Source organism: Rhizobium sp. 862_C5_N1_2 (assembly GCF_051811205.1).
GTDB lineage: Bacteria > Pseudomonadota > Alphaproteobacteria > Rhizobiales > Rhizobiaceae > Rhizobium > Rhizobium leguminosarum.
This window is the reverse complement of sequence record NZ_JBPWPT010000001.1, coordinates 621,466-640,625: the sequence shown is the minus strand read 5'-3', so window position 1 is coordinate 640,625 and position 19,160 is coordinate 621,466. Positions and strand designations below refer to the sequence as shown.

Here is a 19,160-nt window from a genome sequence, read left to right as displayed (position 1 = left end):
GCCCTCTCAATAAAAAAGGGCGGCGCATCACTGCACCGCCCTCTTCATTTAACGTCCCTGCGAAGGGCCCTCTCAGAACTCCGTCCATTCCTCCTGAACGGTAGCCGTAGCAGCTGCCTGTCTTCCGCCGAAAGCCTTGGCGACGGTGCGGGTCAGGGCGTGGGCTGGTGAGGCGACCGGACGGGCGTTGGTGCCAGCGACGGCAGCGCGCGGCGCCGGGGCCGCCTGGCCGAGCTTGAACTGGCGCAGCAGCTCGTCGAGGGCGTTTGCCTCCTGGGCGAGCGCATGGCTGGCCGCGGTCTGTTCCTCGACCATGGCCGCGTTCTGCTGCGTACCCTGGTCCATGTTGTTGACGGCGGTGTTGATCTCCTGCAGGCCGATCGACTGTTCGCGGGTGGCGGTGACGATGGCGTTGACGTGGTGGTTGATCTCCTGCACCTCGGAGACGATGACCTCCAGCGCCTTGCCGGTCTCGCCGACGAGGCCGACGCCGGCAACGACCTGTTCGCCCGATGTGGTGATCAGCGCCTTGATCTCCTTGGCCGCCTTGGCCGAGCGCTGGGCGAGCTCGCGCACTTCCTGGGCGACGACGGCAAAGCCCTTGCCGGCATCGCCGGCACGCGCCGCTTCGACGCCTGCGTTCAGCGCCAGCAGGTTGGTCTGGAAGGCGATGTCATCGATGACGCCGATAATGTTGGAGATTTCGCCCGAGGACTTCTCGATCTGCTGCATGGCAGAGACCGCCTTGCGGACGACCTCGCCTGATTTCTCGGCGCCGAGGCGGGTGCGCTCGACGAGATTGCCGACATCCTCGGCGCGCTTGGCGCTGTCGCGGACGGTCGTCGTCACTTCTTCGAGCGCTGCGGCGGTCTGTTCGACGGCGGCAGCCTGCTGCTCGGTGCGGTGGGCAAGATCGTCGGCGGCCGAGCGGATTTCGCCGGCGCCGGCATTGATCGCCGAAGCGTTGCGGCCGACCGATTGCAGCGCCGCCTGCAGCTTTTCGACGGCATGGTTGAAGTCATTGCGCAGGCTGTCATATTGCGAGGCGAACGGCGTCTGGATACGACCGGCCATATCGCCATTGGCAAGCTCGGCAAGGCCGCCCGCCAAGGCGTCGATGGCATAGCGGATCTCGCCTTCCTCGCGCGCCTTCTGCTCGTCGCCTGCCCGGCGCTGGCGCTCGGCGTCGTCGCGCATGCGGTCGGTCTCGCCGGCAAGGCGCAGCTTCTCGATCGCCGCCTGCTTGAAGACCAGGACCGACTGGGCCATGCGGCCAATTTCGTCGCCGCGCTCGACAGCCGGAACCTCGATGTCGTTCTGACCGCCGGCAAGGCGATCCATGGCCGCAGTCATGCCGACCACCGGCCGGACGATGGTGCGCGACATCAGCCAGGCGAGAACGGCAGCCGCAAGCGAGGCGAGGATGCCGCCGGCAAGCAGCGTCGTCTTCAGATCGCTGTTGGCATCGGCCCGGATGGCGGCAAGCGCGTTCGACTTTTCACGCGCGGTGGCCTTGATCTTGGCAGAGGCCTGGCGGAACCCGTCGAGCTGGCCCTTGGTGGCGTTGACGCCGATCTTGACGACCTCTTCGATCGGCATGTCGGTTTCCTTGCGCGCCTTGGTCTGCGGCTCGGCAAGTTCATGGAAATAGAGGTCGGCGGCCTTCTGCATGCCGTCGATCATCTCGACCAGCTGCGGCTCGCCCGTCGCCGTCTGCTTGGCGGCGGCAATCGCCTTCAGCATGCGCTCGCGGTTGGCGAAGACATCGCCATAGGTGCTGTCACTGCGGAAGAGGATGAAGCCACGCAGGTTGACCGCCTGCTCGAGCATTGCCTGCAGCGCATCGTCGATCTGGTTGACGAGCAGCTCGGACTTTTCCTGCTCGGCAGAAGCGGCCGCGGACGCCGTCGCCTTGGAATAAACGAAAGCTGATATGGCGACGAAAATAAGAATGAGGGCTGCGAACGTGGCCGCAAGTTTACCGTTCAAGGATATGTTTTTGGCGGACATCGGTGATTTCTCCTGACGACAGTCGACGCGGCGAGAGGCAGGTCGCGGGAGACGCAACCGCCGGGATGTTTGAACCTGAGAACATGATCGGCGTGGAAACGCTTGCGCCTTCATGGCGCCGAGCAGTTCATATGAACCGCTGCAATCACGCCGAACCTATATGGGCAGGCTTTAAATTTGTTTAAATTTGTGCACCGCAACAGCGGCAGAGACTGCGGATTATTGTGCCGTTTCGGGAGGATTGAGGATCAGGATGTCGAAATCCCTAGTGGGATCGAAATCCTCTGATGTCATCCGGAAGGTCGTCGGGCCGATCTTCTGAACGTTGCTGCCGCAGAAGCTGATGAGGCTGCCGGGCTTGCCCTTGTCGATCGTCAGCTGAAAGCGCTTGATCGGCCCCGCCCAGTTGGCGCCGGTCGACAGCACATAGGAGATCCTGCTTTCGGTATAGTTGGCGCCTCCCGCCTCGGCTTCCCGAGCACGCTGCTGGGCAACCCGGACGAAATCTCCGTCGAGGCAATATTTGCGCGAATATTCCTCGAAACGATCACCCTTCGGCTCGCCACCTTCGAGAAAGCTGATGGCGACGGTGCCGCCGACGGCCGGCTTGTAGCGATGCTCGACGCTGACCTTTTTCTTTGCCGGGAAGGTGGTGCGCCACCAATAGGTCGAGCGCAGCGTCCAGAGCGGCACGAGGTCGACCCCGGCGGCGGCATCGCCTGCGCCCATGGGATAGACGACGCCGCGGGAGATCCAGTCCTTGCGGACGGTTTCGGGAAGCTTGGCAAGTGCCTCGGTCGTCTTCTGGCTATAGGGCAGGACGGGAATGCCCAACTTGGCGAATTCGTCGGTCACGTCGATGCCGAGCGAAGCGACGCGTTGCTGCAGCTTGGCGGTAATCGGCCTGCCATCCTGCACGGTGGAGAAATGCAGGAAATTGTCGCTGTCGTAATCGGAGATGGCGGAATTGTTGTCGACCTGGCCTGATATGTCAGGCATCGGAAAGGCGACCAGGCTTTCGACATCCTTGTCGGAGCTATTCTCGAAGATATAGTCGACACGCACTTCCGAAGCGGAGATGAAGAGATCCTCTTCCGCCATGCTGACATCATCGGATTGGGCAAAGATCAGCCCGCCGGTCTTGACCTCGGCCATGGTGTCGTTCGCGAGCGCGGGCGATGCGATGACTGCCGCGACAATCAGAGTGAAGAGCTTCAGCATGGAACACCCCCGTGTCTGCGGCCCGCCCCGCGATCGCCGCGGCAGGATTATCGCCGAAAGCTTTTGAGGGTCAATGACGGTCTTGGGAACAAAATGCTTGCAACCGGCGGCTTTGCCGGTCATGCACAGCCGATGTCAGATCAAAACACCCAACGCCTCGACCAGCTTCTCGTCTCCCTCGGCCTCTTTGCCAGCCGTTCACGCGCCCGCGACGCCGTGCAGCGCGGCACCGTCAGGATCGGCGGCCAGGTGGTCACCAAGGCCGGCGCGCTGTTTGGCGCAGACGCGGCAATCGAGATCGACGATCCGGCGCAGGATTATGTCTCGCGCGCCGCACTGAAGCTTGCCGCAGCACTTGACCATTTCCGGCTCGATCCTGCCGGCCATCAATGTCTCGATGTCGGTGCCTCCACCGGCGGCTTTACCGAGGTGCTGCTGCTGCGCGGTGCCCAGCATGTCACCGCGATCGATGTCGGCCATGGGCAGATGCATCCGCGCATATCAGGCGATCCGCGGGTGACGAACAGGGAAGGCCTCAATGCCCGCAACCTGACGGCAGAGGATATCGGCCATCCCGCGACCTTCATCGTTTCCGACGTCTCCTTCATCACCCTGAAACTGGCGCTCGCGCCGGCTCTTGAGATCGCCGAACCGGGCGCTGTCGCCATCTTGCTGGTCAAGCCGCAGTTCGAGGCCGGGCGCGAGGCGATCGGCAAGGGCGGGATGCTGAAGGACCCCTCGTCTGCTCCCGCCGTCGCTGCGGAACTGGAGCGCTGGTTCATCGAGGACATGGGCTGGAAAAGCCTCGGCCTCATCCCCTCTCCGATTTCCGGCGGCGACGGCAATCAGGAATTCCTTCTGGCAGGATTGAAACCGTGAGCACCGAAACCGTTACGATCGAGAAGCTCGGCGCCCAGGGCGACGGCATCGCCAGCAGCGCCGGCGGACCTGTTTATGTGCCCTTTTCGCTGCCTGGGGAAACGGTGGCGATTGCCCGGGTCAAGAGCCAGGGCACGATCATGTCGATCACAGCGCCCTCGCCCGACCGGCAGGAGCCGCCCTGTCGGCATTTCGGCCCGGATGGAGTCAACGGCACCTGCGGCGGCTGCACGCTGCAGCATATGGCAGACGCGCCCTACCGCGCCTTCAAGCGCCAGCTGGTCATCGACGCGCTGAAATCGAAGGGGCTGACACCCGAGGTTGGCGAGGTCGTTCCGGCCCGGCCGGGCGAGCGGCGGCGCGTGGTGTTTGCGGCGCGCAAGACCGAGAAGGATATGCTTGTTGGATTCAACCAGGCCGAAAGCCACCATATCGTCGCCATCGAGGAATGTCCGATCTCGTCGGCAGGGATCATCGCCCGACTGCCGGCGATCAGGGCGATTGCGGCTTCGCTGGCGACCAGCGCCGAACCCTTCCGCGTCGCGGTGCTCGAAACGCTTTCCGGCCTCGACATCTCCGTCGACGAGGTGAAGAAACTCTCCGACCCGCAGCGGCGCAAGGCGATCGAGACCGCGCTTGGCCTGCGCGGCATCGCCCGTGTTTCGCTGAACGGCGAAATCCTCGTCGAGCCGTCGAAGCCGATGGTCGAATTCGGCGGCGTCCAGGTTTCGCCGCCGCCGGGCAGTTTCACCCAGGCGACCAAGCCGGCGGAAGAGGCGATGGCGGAGCTGGTCATTGCCCATGCCGGTAAGGCGAAGCGGATCGCCGATCTCTTTGCCGGCTCCGGCACGTTTTCACTGCGGCTGGCGCGGATCGGCCGCGTGCACGCCGTCGAAGCCGAAGCAAAGGCGCTCGCCGCACTCGATCATGCCGCCCGCAACACGCAAGGACTGAAGCCGGTCACCGTCGAAAAGCGCGATCTCTTTCGCCGTCCTTTGATGACGCAGGAGTTCAAGCCCTATGACGCCGTCGTCTTCGATCCGCCGCGCGCCGGTGCCGAGTTTCAGTGCCAGGAGCTTGCCCGTTCGGCGGTGAAGAAGATCGTGGCCGTCAGCTGCAATCCGCTGACGCTGGCGCGGGATCTCGCGATCCTCGTCGAGGGCGGCTACCGGATCACGCAAGTGACGCCGATCGACCAGTTCCTCTGGACCTCGCATGTCGAGGTGGTGGCGACGCTGGAGAAATAGGCGTGCCTGTCGGAAAGACCAAAAGACGCAACCCCTATTATCACGGCCCGGTGTCCGATCACTTCGACGGCACACATTTCTTCAATCCCGACGGTATTGAGCCCCTTGGTTTCCGCGATCTGCTGCGGTGGCAATTCGGCGGTGGCCGTGAGCGCTGGCCGCAGTCGGTCCCAAGTCCATACCCGGCGGCCAAGCCGGATCCATGCGTCGACGGCGAGGAGCTAAGGGTGACCATGGTTGGTCATGCAACAATGCTCGTGCAGGTCGCTGGGCTCAATATCCTCACCGACCCGGTGTGGTCGGAGCGCGTAAGTCCCTTCGCTTTTGCTGGACCCAAGCGCGTCGTTCAACCGGGTATCGCGTTCGATGATTTGCCACCAATTGATCTCGTGCTGGTGTCGCACAATCATTATGATCATCTCGATATCGCAACGCTCCGGCGGTTGGCTGCGAAGCATCGGCCGCGTGTCGTGACGCCACTCGGCAATGACACGATCATTCGCGGTGCCGTGCCCGATATACGGACGACATCGATGGACTGGGGGGAGCGGATTTCGCACGCCGGAATAAGCATTGATGCGGAGCCTGCACACCATTGGTCCGCGCGCGGAACCGCCGATCGCCGGATGGCCCTCTGGGCCTCGTTCGTTTTGTCGACTCCAGCCGGAAAAATTTATCACGTCGGAGATACGGGCTTTCACCACGGCATCAATTACCAAGCGGCACAGCAGAAGCACGGCGGCTTTCGTTTGGCCATTTTACCCTTCGGCGCATATGAGCCGCGCTGGTTCATGAAAGGGCAGCACCAGAATCCGCAGGAGGCGGTGATCGGGATGAAGTTGGCAAATGCGGCCTATGTGGCCGGGCATCACTTCGCCACGTTCCAACTGACGAATGAAGCGGTCGACGCGCCGGCAAGAGCGTTGCAAGACGCAATGAGCGAGCATGATATTCCCCCGGAGCGGTTCCGGCCGCTGAGGGCCGGCGAGGTATTCAATGTGCCGGCGGTCTAATCGGTATCCGTTTGCTCCCGGACTGGTGTTGGTATCGGCCTGCTTGCCATCGATACATCGGAAACGACCGAGATCGCCGCTCAGCGGCGCATGAAAGCTTCGAAGGCCGCCCGGGCCTCGGCGCTTTTCAGCCGCGCGGAGAAATGGCGGGCCTCCTCGTCGATGCGGGCGATGATCCCGCCGCGGTCGCCGCGAATGAGGTCACGGGCGATGCGCAACGCCTCCGGCGGCTTGGCGGCGAGCTTTGCGGCGAGGCCAAGCGTCAGTGAATCCACCTCGCCACTTTCAACGACCTTCCAGACCAGGCCGGCTTCCTTCGCCTCAGCGGCCGAAAATGCTTCGCCGGCGGCAAGCATGGCGAAGGCGCGCTGATGTCCCATCAGGCGCGGCGCGACGAGGCTGGAACCTGCCTCGGGCACCAGCGCCAGATCGACGAAGGGTGTGCGGAACTGGCTGCGGCTGGAGGCGATGGTCAGGTCGCAATGGAGATGGATCGTCGTGCCGATGCCGACCGCCAGACCGTCGACGCCGGAGACGACGGGTTTTTCGGCATTCACCAGCGCATAGAGGAAATCGAGGATCTCCTGCTCCAGGCCGCGGCCGCCCATTGCGGCAGCCAGAAAATCGTTCAGGTCGTTGCCGGCCGAGAAGCAGCCTTCGGTGCCGAGGAAAGCGGTGGCGCGGATGTCGGTATTCGTGTTGGCCGCATTCAGCGCATCGGCCATCGTCCGATACATGGCGCGGGTGATGGCGTTCTTCTTTTCCGGCCGATTGAAGCGGATGGACTGGACGCCGGGATAGGCGGAAGGCTGCTCGACGATGATGTAATCGGTCATGAGGTCTCCTCAGGCTAGCAGGATGCGGGCGGCGGCAAGGCTTGCCGCGCCATTGACCACCCGGTCGCGAAGGGCTGCGGTTTCGGCGAGCAGGTTTTCGGCGGCGAAGCGGCAGAGCGCGATACGGTTTTCGGCCGCGCCATCGGCACTTTCGGCAAGTCCGCCCTTGGCGAGGTAACAGCCGGTGAGCACGAGGCCGAACAGCCGCTGATAGGGCGTGGCACCCGAGAGCGCCTCGGCGGTGCTGTTCTCGGCAAGCGTCTTCATCAGCCAGGCGGTCGCCTGCTCGAGATCGGCGATCGCAGCGTCGAGCCTCGCAGCGGTTTCGCCGAAACCGTCGAGATTGGAGCGGCGGACGCCATCGGCGATCTCGCTGAGCTCGGCGATGAAACCCTTCACCTGATCGCCGCCGGAGAGCGGCAGCTTGCGGGTGACGAGGTCGATCGCCTGGATACCATTGGTGCCCTCATAGATCGGGGCGATGCGGGCATCGCGGAGATAACGCGCCGCACCCGTCTCCTCGATGAAGCCCATGCCACCATGCACCTGAATACCGAGCGAGGCGACGTCGACGCCGGCATCGGTCGAAAAGGATTTGGCGATCGGCGTCAGCAAAGCGGCGCGCTCCTGCCATTGGCGGCTGGCGTCACCTGCCCGATGCGACATGTCGATCGCATGGGCGCACGCATATGAGATGGCGCGCGCCCCTTGAGTCAGCGCCTTCATGGTGAGGAGCATGCGGGCGACATCGGGATGTTCGACGATCGGGCTCATGCCGGCGCCGCTTGCGCCCGGCGCCCTGCCCTGGGTGCGTTCCCTGGCATAGGCGAGCGCCTTCTGGGTGGCGGCCTCCGCGATCGCCACGCCCTGCATGCCGACGGCAAGGCGGGCATTGTTCATCATCGTGAACATGCAGGCCAGCCCCTTGTTCTCCTCGCCGACCAGCCAGCCGACAGCGCCTTTTTCACCGCCGAATTTTCCGTCACCGTAGATCATCGTGCAGGTCGGCGAACCATGGATGCCGAGCTTGTGCTCCAGCGAGTGGCAGAACAGATCGTTGCGGGGCCCAAGCGAACCGTCGTCATTCACCAGGAATTTCGGCACCAGGAAGAGCGAGATGCCGCGGGTGCCGGCCGGCGCATCCGGCAGGCGGGCCAGCACCAGATGGATGATATTGTCGGCCGCGTCATGCTCGCCCCAGGTGATGAAGATCTTCTGGCCGAAGAGGCGGTAGCTGCCGTCGTCGCTCCGCTCGGCGCGGGCCTTCAGAGCGCCGAGATCGGAGCCGGCATGCGGTTCGGTCAGGTTCATGGTGCCGGTCCATTCGCCGGAGACCATTTTTTCCAGATATTTGTGCTTCAGCGCGGCACTGCCATGGGCGCTGACGGCCTCGATGGCGCCCATCGTCAGCGTTGGGGCGAGCGCGAAGGCCATGGAGCCGGAATTCCACATTTCAAGCGCCGCGACATTCAGCATATGCGGCAGGGCCTGGCCGCCGAAGGCCTCCGGCGCCGTCAGGCCGTTCCAGCCGCCGGCGATCCAATGGCGATAGAGATCGCGCCAGCCATCCGGCAGCCTGACCTCGCCATCGATCAGGCGGGCGCCCTGGCGGTCGCCGATTTCGGCGAGAGGCGCCACTTCCTCTGTGGCAAAACGTCCCGCCTCGGCCAGGATCGCATCGACCAGATCTTCGCCGAGATCGCCGAGCAGCCCTTTTGACATCGCCTCGCCCATGCCCGCTACGTGCTTCAACGTGAACGTGATTTCCTCGACGGGCGCCTTGTACATGGTTTTTCCTCCGCAGACCGGCCTGCACCTGGGCAAGCCCCTCCGAGGCAAGGGCTAATTGATTTTTACGTAAACGTCAATTTCGATTTCCTCGGCCGCCATGCGATAAATTGCCTGACAGGGCGCTTTGCTCTTGCACCTTTGGACAAATGGACGTCATGAACAACCTCTAAGGGAAGACATCACCTTCGCAAAGGACCGGCAAGCAATGGATACATTGCCCGTCAACATACCCGGTTTCGTCTGGGCCTATCGCTTTTCGCCCGAAGAAAAGACCGCGGTGCGACTGAACAATAGTGCGACGGTGGCGGAACTGACCGCCGACAACTGTTTCTACTGGCTGCACCTCAACCTTGTCGACGCCCGCGTGCCGGCCTTGCTCGATACGCTGGACGGACTGACAGAGGACGCGAAATCGGCGCTGACGACGCGCGATACGCATGCGGCCATCACCGTCGACGAGCAGATGCTCTATGGGACGCTCGTCGATTGCCAGCGCGATTTCGCCCAGGATACCAACAATCTCGGCTGGCTGCATTTCGCCATGTCCGACCGCTTCCTCATCACCACGCGGCTGCAGCCGCTGCGCAGTGTCGAACGGGCGCGGGCGCTGATCGGGAAAAACCCGGGCAAATTCTCCCGGCCGGTCGATCTCTTCGAACTGCTGGTGATCGAGTTCCAGCGCACGCTGATCGCAATCGTCATCGAACTCACCGAAGAGCTGAACCAGATCGAGGATATCGTCTACGACAGTGCGCAGCGCGACGAGCGCCGACGTCTGGCGCCGGTCCGGCGCACCGTGGTCAGGCTACATCGGCACCTGCGCACCGTACTGGCGCTGATGCGCCGGGCGGCGGCGGCCGACGACGACGAGATGCCCTTCGGCTTCGACGATGTGGCGCGGCGGCTGACGAGCCGGCTGGAAACGGTCGACCACGATATCTATGCGCTGCAGGATAGGGCACGCCTGCTGCACGAAGAAATCGATTCGAAACAATCCTCCGAAACCAACCGCCACCTCTATCTGCTGTCGATCATGACGGCCTTCCTGCTGCCGCCGACGCTGGTGACGGGTTTCTTCGGCATGAACACGGCAAACCTGCCCTTCGCCGTCGGCGACTACGGCACCGAATACGCCGTCGCCCTCATCGTCGCCTCCATCGCCTTTGCCTGGTGGCTGCTGAGACGTGTGGATATTCTTTGAACGCGAAACGCCCGGCATGACTGCCGGGCGCCTGGTTCTCATCTCAGCTCGATATCACGACATGCCAAAACCGCTACGCGGTTTGGGGTGACGTCAGTAGGGCGAATAGCACTGCTGACGCGGGCCGTTATAGGGCTGGAAGGTGTTGTCGTAGGCGCGATAAGACCGGTAGCGGTTTGCGCACCAGGCGACGTGGCTCGAACCCATGCGGGGGGCCGGGTCGACGTAACGCGGCTGCGCGACAATCGCGCCGCCGATCACTGCGCCGGCGCCGAAGGCGGCAAGCGGATACCAGTAGCCGTTATAATGGCGATAGCCCGGGCGGTAATAGGAATATCCGCGATAGCCGCCATAATAGCCGGGCCGGTAGTAGGCGCCGGGACGATAGCCAGGCCGGTAATAGGCGCCCGGACGATAGCCGGGGCGATAATAGCGGCGGTACTGGACATTCTCGACTGCGGAGGATTTTTCCACCTGCGGGGCGGTGGGCATCTGGATTGCCTGCGACGGCGCAAAGCCCGTCAGGACCACGGCGGCAGCCAGCACTGCGGTCGCGATCTTGTTTCTCAGCCCGATCATTGCTTCAACTCCCATACAACAGCGATCACCGCCTGCCTAGCAACGCCTTTTCGCCTGAATGGTTCCAAAAGCAGCCGGGGCCGGCTACTCTCCCTTTTAGATCAGCTGAACTGAACCGGACATTAACCGGTGCGGCAAAGCGCTATCAGGCAACGACGGAGAACTTCGCCTGGTCACCCTGCAGGCGGTTCACCATGAAGTTCGAATACCATTCGAGGAACTGCATGACGCCGCCCTCGTGCAAGGCGGAATAGGGGCCGGGCTCATAGGCGGGTGAGTGAATGCCGAAGGCGTTTTCCTCGACGATGCGGCGATCCTGATCGTTGGTCTCGGTCCAGACGTGGGTCAGTTCCTCGAGATTGTAATCCACGCCTTCGACGGCATCCTTGTGGACGAGCCACTTGGTCGTCACCGCCGTCTCGTTGGCGCTGAGCGGCAGCACGCGGAAGGAGATGGCGTGGTCACCAAGCAGATGGTTCCACGTCGTCGGGTAGTGGAAGAGCAACATGGTGCCGATATGGCTGATCGAGATATCGTCGGAGAGCTGGCGTTGGACAGCGCGCTTGCCCGACATGGTGTAGCTCTCGGCATCTTCGATCAGCGGCATGCGGGCGGTGCGGAACTGACCGTCCGGCGAAATCTGGAACTTGCTCGGCAGGCCGGCAGCCTCGCAGCGCGCCCAATGGCCGGCGATCTCGGGATCGTCGGCGCCGCCATCCGTGCCGGTGACACTCGGGGCTTCGGGATAGGTGCGGCAGAGTTCGGGGTGATTGGCGGCGCAGTGATAACACTCGCGGTTGTTTTCCCAGACAAGCTTCCAGTTGCCCTTCTCGATGATCGTGCTCTGGAAGGCGACCTTGCTCTCACTGATCCGGTGCGGCGCGACATAGGGTTCGATCTTGTCGCGCACCGGCTGGAAATCCGGGGCGGTATTGGCAAGGCAGATGAAGACATAGCCTGCGACGGTTTCGCAATGGACGGGTTTCAGGTTGAAGCCGGTCTTGTCGAAATCATCGCCCATGTGGCGGGCAAAGGCGAGCTTGCCTTCGAGATCATAGGTCCACTGATGGTAGGGGCAGACAAGACGCACGGAGGAGCCGTGCTCCTTGGTGCAGACGCGTGAGCCGCGATGGCGACAGCTGTTGTGGAAGGCGCGGATGATATTGTCGCGGCCGCGGACGACGACGACGGGATAGTTGCCGATCTGGACGGTGAAATAGGCGCCCGGCTTCGGCAGCTCGCAATCATGGCCGATGAACAGCCAGTCGCGATAATAGATCATCTCCATGTCGAGCTGGAAATAATCCTCGTCGATATAGAACGGCTGTTCGAGGCTGAAGCCCTCACGGCGGCTCTTGAGCTGACGCAAAACGTTGCTGCGAATATCCATCTTCATGTCCTCGTGCACCCGGTTGCCACCCTCACGTGGGAAGGCCGGCGGAAGCGCGCCCGCTTCCTTCTCCTTCGGGAGAATTGTTCATGGCGCCATTTAATCACCGAGCATGGCTGCCGCTTGGTTGTAATGCGACATCGGCTTCGAAATTGACGACAGGATGCAGCAAGCCACAGGCTGCCCATCCCGGTCGATGACATCGCCCGACTCTCCCGGCAATTATCGTCAATTGCGACATGGCGTAAAGACCCGTTGCGCAAAGAGGTCGGCTGCCTGGTATCGAGGTCAGTCGCGTTTGCGACATCTCCCGGCATTTGCCTTTCAGCCGGCCGGCTGCCATGGCGATTTTTTAACATCGCCTTAAGCATACCGCCCTATCCTGCTGCTGATTCAGACCGACCGAAGAACGCGAACCATGGCCAAACTCCGTTATTTCGACGCGAAAGAAGCAAGTAAACTGCAAGAGCCGCAGCTGATTGCCGCGCATTCCGAATTTTTGCGCACTGGTCGCATCCCCCGCGAGCGGCGGCACTGGCTGGCCGAGGAAAAACGGTATTTCACCCATGATGAGGTCGCGGCAAAGACCGGCCGCAAGCTGCAAGTTGCCGGCGAAAAGACCCATCAGCACATCAACGGCTTTCACCACTCGATCCAGTTTCCGAAGATGATCTTCCACCGGACGCTGGAGGACAGCCCACATCTCGGTTACTGCCACGTCACCGCCGCGCGGACGAAATTCGCCCATTACGAAGAGGTAAGCTGGGCCTTCTACATCTCCAATTTCTATTCCGACATCGGCGAGAACGATAATTTCTTCGAGCGCATCGATGTCGGTTATTCCCGCATGTATTTCGCCGTCGCGATCAAACCCGGCGAGAACTCCGCGGAAAAGATGACCATCGACCGCTCGGTGCGCGGCAACGGCCTGCTCTTCCGCACCCATGATCCGCAGGCTGCGATCCGCAACATCCTCTTGCTCGGCGCCCGCAACGAACAGCTGCGCGAAATCATCCGGCAGCTCTAAAGCGATTGATCGCCGGCGGCGGAAAGCCTAATGACTGCCGACCTACAGCGCCGTGCGTCTTTCCAGACGCGCAAAGGACGCTGTGGCACTTTGGATTGCTGGGCAGAACATGGCACGCACGATCGACATAAGGACCGACAGGCAAGCAGCGCTCGAGGCGGCCTCAGCCGCTCTTGCCGACGGCTTTGCCATCGCCATCCCGACTGAGACCGTCTACGGCCTTGCGGCCGACGCCACCAATCCCGCAGCCATCACCCGCATCTACGAGACAAAGGGACGGCCGCGCTTCAATCCGCTGATCTGCCATATGGCCGACCTCGCCATGGCCGAAGTGCATGCCGAATTCGACCCGGTCTCGCGGGCGCTCGCCAGAGCCTTCTGGCCCGGCCCGCTGACCCTCGTGCTGCCGCTGAAGCCTCAGAGTACGATCCATTCGCTGGCGACCGCCGGACTCGACAGCGTCGGCATCCGTGTGCCGAAGGGTTTCGCGGGCGCGTTGATCGGCGCCTTCGGACGGCCGCTCGCAGCCCCCAGCGCCAACACCTCGGGCGGGGTAAGCGCCACGAGTGCCGCCCATGTCGAAGCCGATCTCGGGGCCAGGATCCCATTGATCCTCGATGCGGGTCCAAGCGCTGTCGGCGTCGAATCGACGATCGTCAAGGCAGAGGGCGGCCGCCTGAGGCTGCTTCGGCCGGGTGGACTGGCGGCGCGCGAGATCGAGCGCATCGCAGGCCAACCGCTGCTGCGGGCGAAAACGGCATCGGCGGCAATCGAGGCGCCAGGCATGCTCGCCTCGCATTACGCGCCGGGCGCTTCCGTGCGACTCAATGCGACGGCGGTGGAACCCGGCGAGGCACTGATTGCCTTCGGCAGCGCTGCGGTCTCCGGCGCAAACAGTGCACGGATCGTGCTTGATCTCAGCCCGCGCGGCGACCTGGCAGAGGCGGCGGCCAATCTTTTCGACTACATGAAGCGGGCCGATGCCAGCGGCGCTCAGAGCATCGCCTTTTCGCCGATTCCCGAGGAGGGGCTGGGCGAAGCGATCAACGACCGGCTGCAGCGGGCGGCCGCACCCCGCGACTGAACAGACCACGCATGATGATGGAGGACCGAGCCCGAATGAGCAATTCCAGCATTTCCACCGAACTCCTCAACCGCTTTACCGCAATCGTCGGCGACAGGTACGCGCTGCGCAGCGAGGCCGATCTTGCGCCGCATCTGATCGAAAACCGCGGTCTCTATCACGGCTCCTCCCCTCTCCTCTTGAAACCCGGCTCGGTCGAGGAAGTCTCTGATATCATGAAGCTTGCGACGGAGACCGGAACGGCGATCGTGCCGCAGACCGGCAATACCGGTCTCGTCGGCGGCCAGACGCCGCGTCAGGGCAAGTCCGATATCATCCTGTCGCTCGAGCGGATGAACAAGATCCGTGATGTCGATCCGGTGGCGAACGTGCTGGTGGCCGATGGCGGCGCCATCCTGGCCGAGGTGCAGAAGGCGGCCGAGGCGCATGGGCGGCTGTTTCCGCTGTCGCTCGGCTCGGAGGGTTCCTGCCGCATCGGCGGCAACCTTTCCACCAATGCCGGCGGCACCGCCGTGCTTGCCTATGGCAATATGCGCCAGCTCTGCCTCGGCCTCGAAGTGGTGCTGCCGACCGGCGAGATCTGGGACGGCTTACGCCGCCTGAAGAAGGACAATACCGGCTATGATCTGCGCGATCTCTTCATCGGCGCCGAGGGCACGCTCGGCATCATCACCGGCGCGGTGCTGAAGCTCTTTCCTCAGCCGCTCGGCCATCAGGTGGCCTTCGCCGGCCTGAATTCGGTGGCGGATGCGCTTGCTCTGTTCAACCTGGCCTCCAGCCTCTGCGGCGCCTCGCTCACCGGTTTCGAGCTGATGCCGCGTTTCGGTGTCGAGATCACCACCCGCCACATCGACGGCGTGCGCGATCCGCTGGACGCGGCCTATCCCTGGTACGTGCTGATCGACATTTCGACCTCGGATTCGGCCGAGACGGCGGAGCGGATGATGAATGGCGTGCTGGAACAGGGCTTCGAGGCCGGGCTGGTGCTGGATGCCGCGATCGCCGCATCCGTGGCCCAGCAAAAGGCGATCTGGCACATGCGCGAGAGCATGTCGGATGCTCAGAAGCCGGAAGGCGGGTCGATCAAGCACGACGTTTCCGTGCCGGTGTCGAAGATCCCGCATTTCATGGCCGCGGCTGAAGAAGCTGTGATGGCGGCGATGCCGGGCGCCCGCATCTGCGCCTTCGGCCATATGGGCGACGGCAATATTCATTATAATATTTCCCAGCCGCTCGGCGCCGACAAGACCGCCTTCATCGCCCGCTGGCGCGAAATGAACCACATCGTGCATGGGCTGGTGCTGGCGCATGGCGGTTCGATCTCAGCCGAGCACGGCATCGGCCAGCTGAAGCGCGACGAGTTGGCGGCGATCCGGCCGGCGATCGAAATCGAGCTGATGCGCCGCATCAAGCGCGCCTTCGATCCCGCCAATATCATGAACCCGGAAAAGGTTGTCAGCCTCGATCCTTGAGGCCGACGGTCAGAGCGATCAGGCCTGCTGCGTGCAGCAGGTCAGGGCGATCAGCTTTGCTGCGTGCCGCCGCCGGTCAGGATCATCAGCGCCGGCGACTGCTGGGCAGCGTTCTGGACATCGTACATCGCGGTAAACCGGCGCAGCAGCTTGTCGACCTTCTTCGGATCCTGGAGATCCTCGAGCTTGACGAAGCGGTTGATCAGATCGGCCTGCTTGGCGACATCCATGCCCGAGATCTGCGATGGCAGGCTGTAGGCTGTGGTGATGACCTGATAAAGCGCCTTGTCGCCGAGGATCGAATAGATCGAAGTGATGCTCGAGGCCTTGCGGCTGAAATAGAGCGCCAGGCGCACGCCGTCGTTGGTTTCGCCTTGCTGGGCTTCCATCGTCTGCTGGACGTAAAGCTCCTGGGTGTGGTCCTCGGCCGCCTTGTTCTGAATCGTGCCGATCTTGGCGCGGGTCAGATTGCCGTCCTTGTCGAAGTTGAAGGCGGCGACGATATCCTGGAAACGCGCATCGGCCTTGGTGTTGAGGTAGCTCTTCTTGTCGTCGGGATCCGAGGTGAAGATCTTCTTCAGCGTGGCCCTGTCGTAATCCTTCGGGTCAAGATTGTTCGCCTTCAGGACCAGGTCTGTCAGGCGGCTGTCATCCAGGAAATCGTCGAGCGACTTCACCTTCGCCATGCCCTTGGCGAAGTAATCGACTTCTGCCGTCGCATCTTTCGAGGCCTTGTCCTTCACCGGACCGTCCTTCATCAGCATGGTGATATGCGATTTATAGTCGGTGGCGTATTTGGCCATGGTCGCGTCGGGAAGCGCCTGGAAGGGTGACGCCGCCTTGCCGTCGGGGCCGAAGTTGAAGGCGCGGGCAAGGTTGGTGATGCGTTCATCCTTGAGCGAGGCGATATAGCCATCCGGATCATAGGCATCGCTCGTCAGGATCTTGCGCATCATCGAGCGCGGGACGTCCTGATCGGTCAGACCGAAGGCCTGCAGCGCCACATGATAGAGATCCGGCAGATTGTCATTGCTCTTGCTGAAATCGGCGGACGAATTGCTGCGCAGGAAATCATTGACGGTCTTGACGTCGGAGAAATTCAGCAGGCTGCTGCTGTCGGCCATAAGCTTCTGGTAGTTGGATGCGACCTCGTCGATCGCCTCGTCGCGTTCGTCGTCATAACGCGCCGCGTAATTGTCGTTGGTGGTCTGCGCCTGGTCGGCCGTCTGGACCGAACTGACGACAGGAAGCGATCCGTCGGCGGCGAAGTTGAAGTCGGCGTTGAGATCGGCGTGGCCGGCTGCGGCAGCCGCCGTCGCATCGGTCAGGATGCTCTTCAGATCGGCGTCCGAGATATCGAACGGCAGATTGTAGGTGCTCTTCAGGAAATTGGTGATGGTGCCATCGGCGATGAGATCATCGACATTGCCGATCGTCGCCATCCGGGCGGAATAGTCGTCCGTCCGCGCTGAGGCAGTAAATTTCGTGCTGCTGATCTGGCTGGCCGTCTGCGCCGCCATGCCGTCCTCAAGCGTGCCGTCCGCCTTGAAGTTGAAGGCGGCGGCAACATCGGCATAGGTGCCGGTGCCGCTCTGATCGGTCAGGATATTGCGAAGATCGACGTCGCTGACCGTCGACGGGATGCCGTAGGCGTTGCGGACGAAATTGTTCAGCTTCTGGTCCGTCAGCAACTGATCGACGTTTGAAATGCCCGCGATGGTCGACTGGTAGTAGACTGCTGCATTGTCGGCCTTGCTGGTGGTGCTGGCACTTTGTGTTGCCGTCTGCGACGCGTAAAGGGTCGCGACCGAACCATCCGCTTTGAAATTGAAGAGATCGTGAACGTCGCTGTAGCCCTGGGCGCTGGCAGCCGTGCGGTCGACGAGGAAAGTCCTCAACGTCGCATCGGAGACGCTGTCGGCGATCTGCATGCTGTTTCTGATATAGCTGACCGCAACAGCATCGGACATGATGTCATCGACATTGGTGACATTGCCGATCATGCTGTTGAAATGCGCTGCGTTCGCCGCCGACTTGTCGGTGGTCGACTTCCGCTGCGCCGCGGTCTGGATCACGGAACCGTTGATCGAGCCGTCTGCCTGGAAGTTGAAGTCGGCATTGAGATCGGCATGGCCCTGGGCCGCTGCATAGGCGGAATCGGTCAGGATGTTCTTCAGGTCGGCATTGCTGAAACTCGTGCCGAGACCATAGGCATCCTTGATGTAGCGGGCCAGCACACTGTCGGCGAGCAGGTCGTCGACATTGGTGATGCCGGTCGACTGCGAGGTGACGGTATAATAGTTGTTGGTGCTCGATGCCGCCGCCTTCAGGCTGTTTGCCTGGTCGACCGACTGGACGCGCGCCGTGCTGGAGGTCGACCCGTCAGCCTTGAAGTTGAAAGCATTGTAAACATTGGTAAAACCCATCAGCTGGGCATAACCGGGATCGGTCAGCACCGCGCGCAGCGCTGCCGCGGTGAAGTCGGCGCCCATACTATAGGCCGTCGTGATGTAGGAGGTCAGCCGCTTGTCGGCGACCAGATCGTCGACGTTGGTGATCGTGCCGATCTTCGCGGTGTAATAGGCCTTGTTGTAGTCCGCCGCCGTCTGACCGACGTAGTAGACATCCGAACCGACCGAATTGTCGATGATGAGGGACTGGGAATTCAGGGTGTAGGACTCGACGACCGAGGCCTTCTGCGCGGCGGTCTGCGCCGTGCCGTTGACGGTGCCATCCGCATTGAAGCTGAACTGGGCGGCAAGCGCCTTGTACTTGTCGCCGCCTTGCGTGTTGACGACGCTCGTGGGATCGCTGAGATCGCTCGTCAGCACCTGCCGCAGAAAATCCTTCGACGCATAGGTCGGATCGATCTTGAAGGTCTTCAGCACATAGGTGCGCAGCCGGGTGTTGTTGACCAGGTCGTCGACGGTCTGCACGCTATCGATATTGTTGCTGTAATAGGTGCTCTCGGCGGTCGCGGCCTTGTCGGCATCGATGAAGGACTGCTTGTAGAGGCCGATGAGGTCGTCCTCCTGCGCGTCCGTCTGCACGTCCTTGGCCGGCTCGTTGAAATTGAAGGCGGCGGCGAACTCGCGGTAGCGCGTATCGGAAAGCTTGTTGGCGTAGCTGTTGGGATCGGTGAGATCGCTCTCGAGCACCTTCTTCATGAAGGCCTTGGCGTAGGTCATGTCCTCGAGACCATAGGCCTTCATCGCATAGCTGTAGAGCTTGTAGTCGCCAAGGAAGTCGTCGACTGACGTGACCTTGTTGATATGGTCAGCGTAATACTGGGCATCCTTCTTGACCGTCGCTTGCGACGCAACCTTGTTGAGGCTGGACGTCATATCTCGCGACAGGATCGTGTAAGCGAGGGAAGCCGTGATCATAAAAAGCGCCCTTTTCGGCAAAAT

Annotated in this window: 14 protein-coding genes; 7 read left to right on the top strand and 7 right to left on the bottom strand. The window is 62.3% G+C overall.

Features of this window, described 5'->3' with window-relative positions:
• Positions 1 to 72: 72 nt before the first annotated feature.
• Together ACD590_RS03080 and ACD590_RS03075 are read right to left on the bottom strand one after the other, a co-directional pair.
• The gene (locus tag ACD590_RS03080) at positions 73 to 2,010 is read right to left on the bottom strand and encodes a methyl-accepting chemotaxis protein (RefSeq protein ID WP_130715730.1); all 1,938 of its coding nucleotides are present in this window, start codon (positions 2,008 to 2,010) and stop codon (positions 73 to 75) included.
• A 219-nt stretch (positions 2,011 to 2,229) separates the two neighbouring features.
• On the bottom strand, positions 2,230 to 3,231 hold the full coding sequence (locus ACD590_RS03075) for a DUF4424 domain-containing protein (RefSeq protein WP_439002118.1): 1,002 nt from the start codon (positions 3,229 to 3,231) through the stop codon (positions 2,230 to 2,232).
• 93 nt (positions 3,232 to 3,324) lie between these two features.
• Between ACD590_RS03075 and ACD590_RS03070 the strand changes: the two genes are divergently transcribed.
• Genes ACD590_RS03070 through ACD590_RS03060 form a run of 3 tightly spaced genes read left to right on the top strand, consistent with a single transcriptional unit; the run spans position 3,325 to position 6,370 of the window.
• On the top strand, positions 3,325 to 4,110 hold the full coding sequence (locus tag ACD590_RS03070; protein WP_439002117.1) for a TlyA family RNA methyltransferase: 786 nt from the start codon (positions 3,325 to 3,327) through the stop codon (positions 4,108 to 4,110).
• Positions 4,107 to 5,357 (top strand): class I SAM-dependent RNA methyltransferase, encoded by a 1,251-nt coding sequence (locus tag ACD590_RS03065; RefSeq protein ID WP_439002116.1) that lies wholly within the window; start codon positions 4,107 to 4,109, stop codon positions 5,355 to 5,357. Before ACD590_RS03070 ends, ACD590_RS03065 begins: the two co-directional genes overlap by 4 nt.
• A gap of 2 nt (positions 5,358 to 5,359) precedes the next feature.
• On the top strand, positions 5,360 to 6,370 hold the full coding sequence (locus tag ACD590_RS03060; RefSeq protein ID WP_439002115.1) for an MBL fold metallo-hydrolase: 1,011 nt from the start codon (positions 5,360 to 5,362) through the stop codon (positions 6,368 to 6,370).
• 80 nt (positions 6,371 to 6,450) lie between these two features.
• Here ACD590_RS03060 and ACD590_RS03055 read toward each other — a convergent pair whose 3' ends face one another.
• Positions 6,451 to 7,206, bottom strand: coding sequence for a crotonase/enoyl-CoA hydratase family protein (locus ACD590_RS03055; protein WP_439002114.1), 756 nt, complete (start codon positions 7,204 to 7,206; stop codon positions 6,451 to 6,453).
• Positions 7,207 to 7,215: 9 nt separating this feature from the next.
• Positions 7,216 to 8,994, bottom strand: a complete 1,779-nt coding sequence (locus tag ACD590_RS03050; RefSeq protein WP_439002113.1) for an acyl-CoA dehydrogenase — start codon at positions 8,992 to 8,994, stop codon at positions 7,216 to 7,218.
• Between the two features lie 208 nt (positions 8,995 to 9,202).
• Between ACD590_RS03050 and ACD590_RS03045 the strand changes: the two genes are divergently transcribed.
• Positions 9,203 to 10,198, top strand: a complete 996-nt coding sequence (locus ACD590_RS03045) for a transporter (RefSeq protein ID WP_439002112.1) — start codon at positions 9,203 to 9,205, stop codon at positions 10,196 to 10,198.
• Between the two features lie 93 nt (positions 10,199 to 10,291).
• Here ACD590_RS03045 and ACD590_RS03040 read toward each other — a convergent pair whose 3' ends face one another.
• Together ACD590_RS03040 and ACD590_RS03035 are read right to left on the bottom strand one after the other, a co-directional pair.
• The gene (locus tag ACD590_RS03040; protein WP_018245044.1) at positions 10,292 to 10,777 is read right to left on the bottom strand and encodes a BA14K family protein; all 486 of its coding nucleotides are present in this window, start codon (positions 10,775 to 10,777) and stop codon (positions 10,292 to 10,294) included.
• Between the two features lie 145 nt (positions 10,778 to 10,922).
• Positions 10,923 to 12,167, bottom strand: a complete 1,245-nt coding sequence (locus ACD590_RS03035) for an aromatic ring-hydroxylating oxygenase subunit alpha (RefSeq protein ID WP_026188639.1) — start codon at positions 12,165 to 12,167, stop codon at positions 10,923 to 10,925.
• A 418-nt stretch (positions 12,168 to 12,585) separates the two neighbouring features.
• On the opposite strand from ACD590_RS03035, the gene ACD590_RS03030 reads away from it, so the two are divergent.
• The 3 genes from ACD590_RS03030 to ACD590_RS03020 all read left to right on the top strand — a co-directional run bounded on the left by ACD590_RS03030 (position 12,586) and on the right by ACD590_RS03020 (position 15,750).
• Positions 12,586 to 13,194: a DUF6656 family protein gene (locus tag ACD590_RS03030; RefSeq protein WP_018245042.1), complete on the top strand. Its 609-nt coding sequence runs from the start codon at positions 12,586 to 12,588 to the stop codon at positions 13,192 to 13,194.
• 109 nt (positions 13,195 to 13,303) lie between these two features.
• A complete protein-coding gene (locus tag ACD590_RS03025; RefSeq protein ID WP_439002111.1) occupies positions 13,304 to 14,278 on the top strand; it encodes an L-threonylcarbamoyladenylate synthase in 975 nt (324 codons plus the stop codon).
• A gap of 35 nt (positions 14,279 to 14,313) precedes the next feature.
• On the top strand, positions 14,314 to 15,750 hold the full coding sequence (locus tag ACD590_RS03020) for an FAD-binding oxidoreductase (RefSeq protein WP_047621995.1): 1,437 nt from the start codon (positions 14,314 to 14,316) through the stop codon (positions 15,748 to 15,750).
• A 50-nt stretch (positions 15,751 to 15,800) separates the two neighbouring features.
• Here ACD590_RS03020 and ACD590_RS03015 read toward each other — a convergent pair whose 3' ends face one another.
• Positions 15,801 to 19,136: a DUF1217 domain-containing protein gene (locus ACD590_RS03015; protein WP_439002110.1), complete on the bottom strand. Its 3,336-nt coding sequence runs from the start codon at positions 19,134 to 19,136 to the stop codon at positions 15,801 to 15,803.
• Positions 19,137 to 19,160 lie beyond the last annotated feature (24 nt).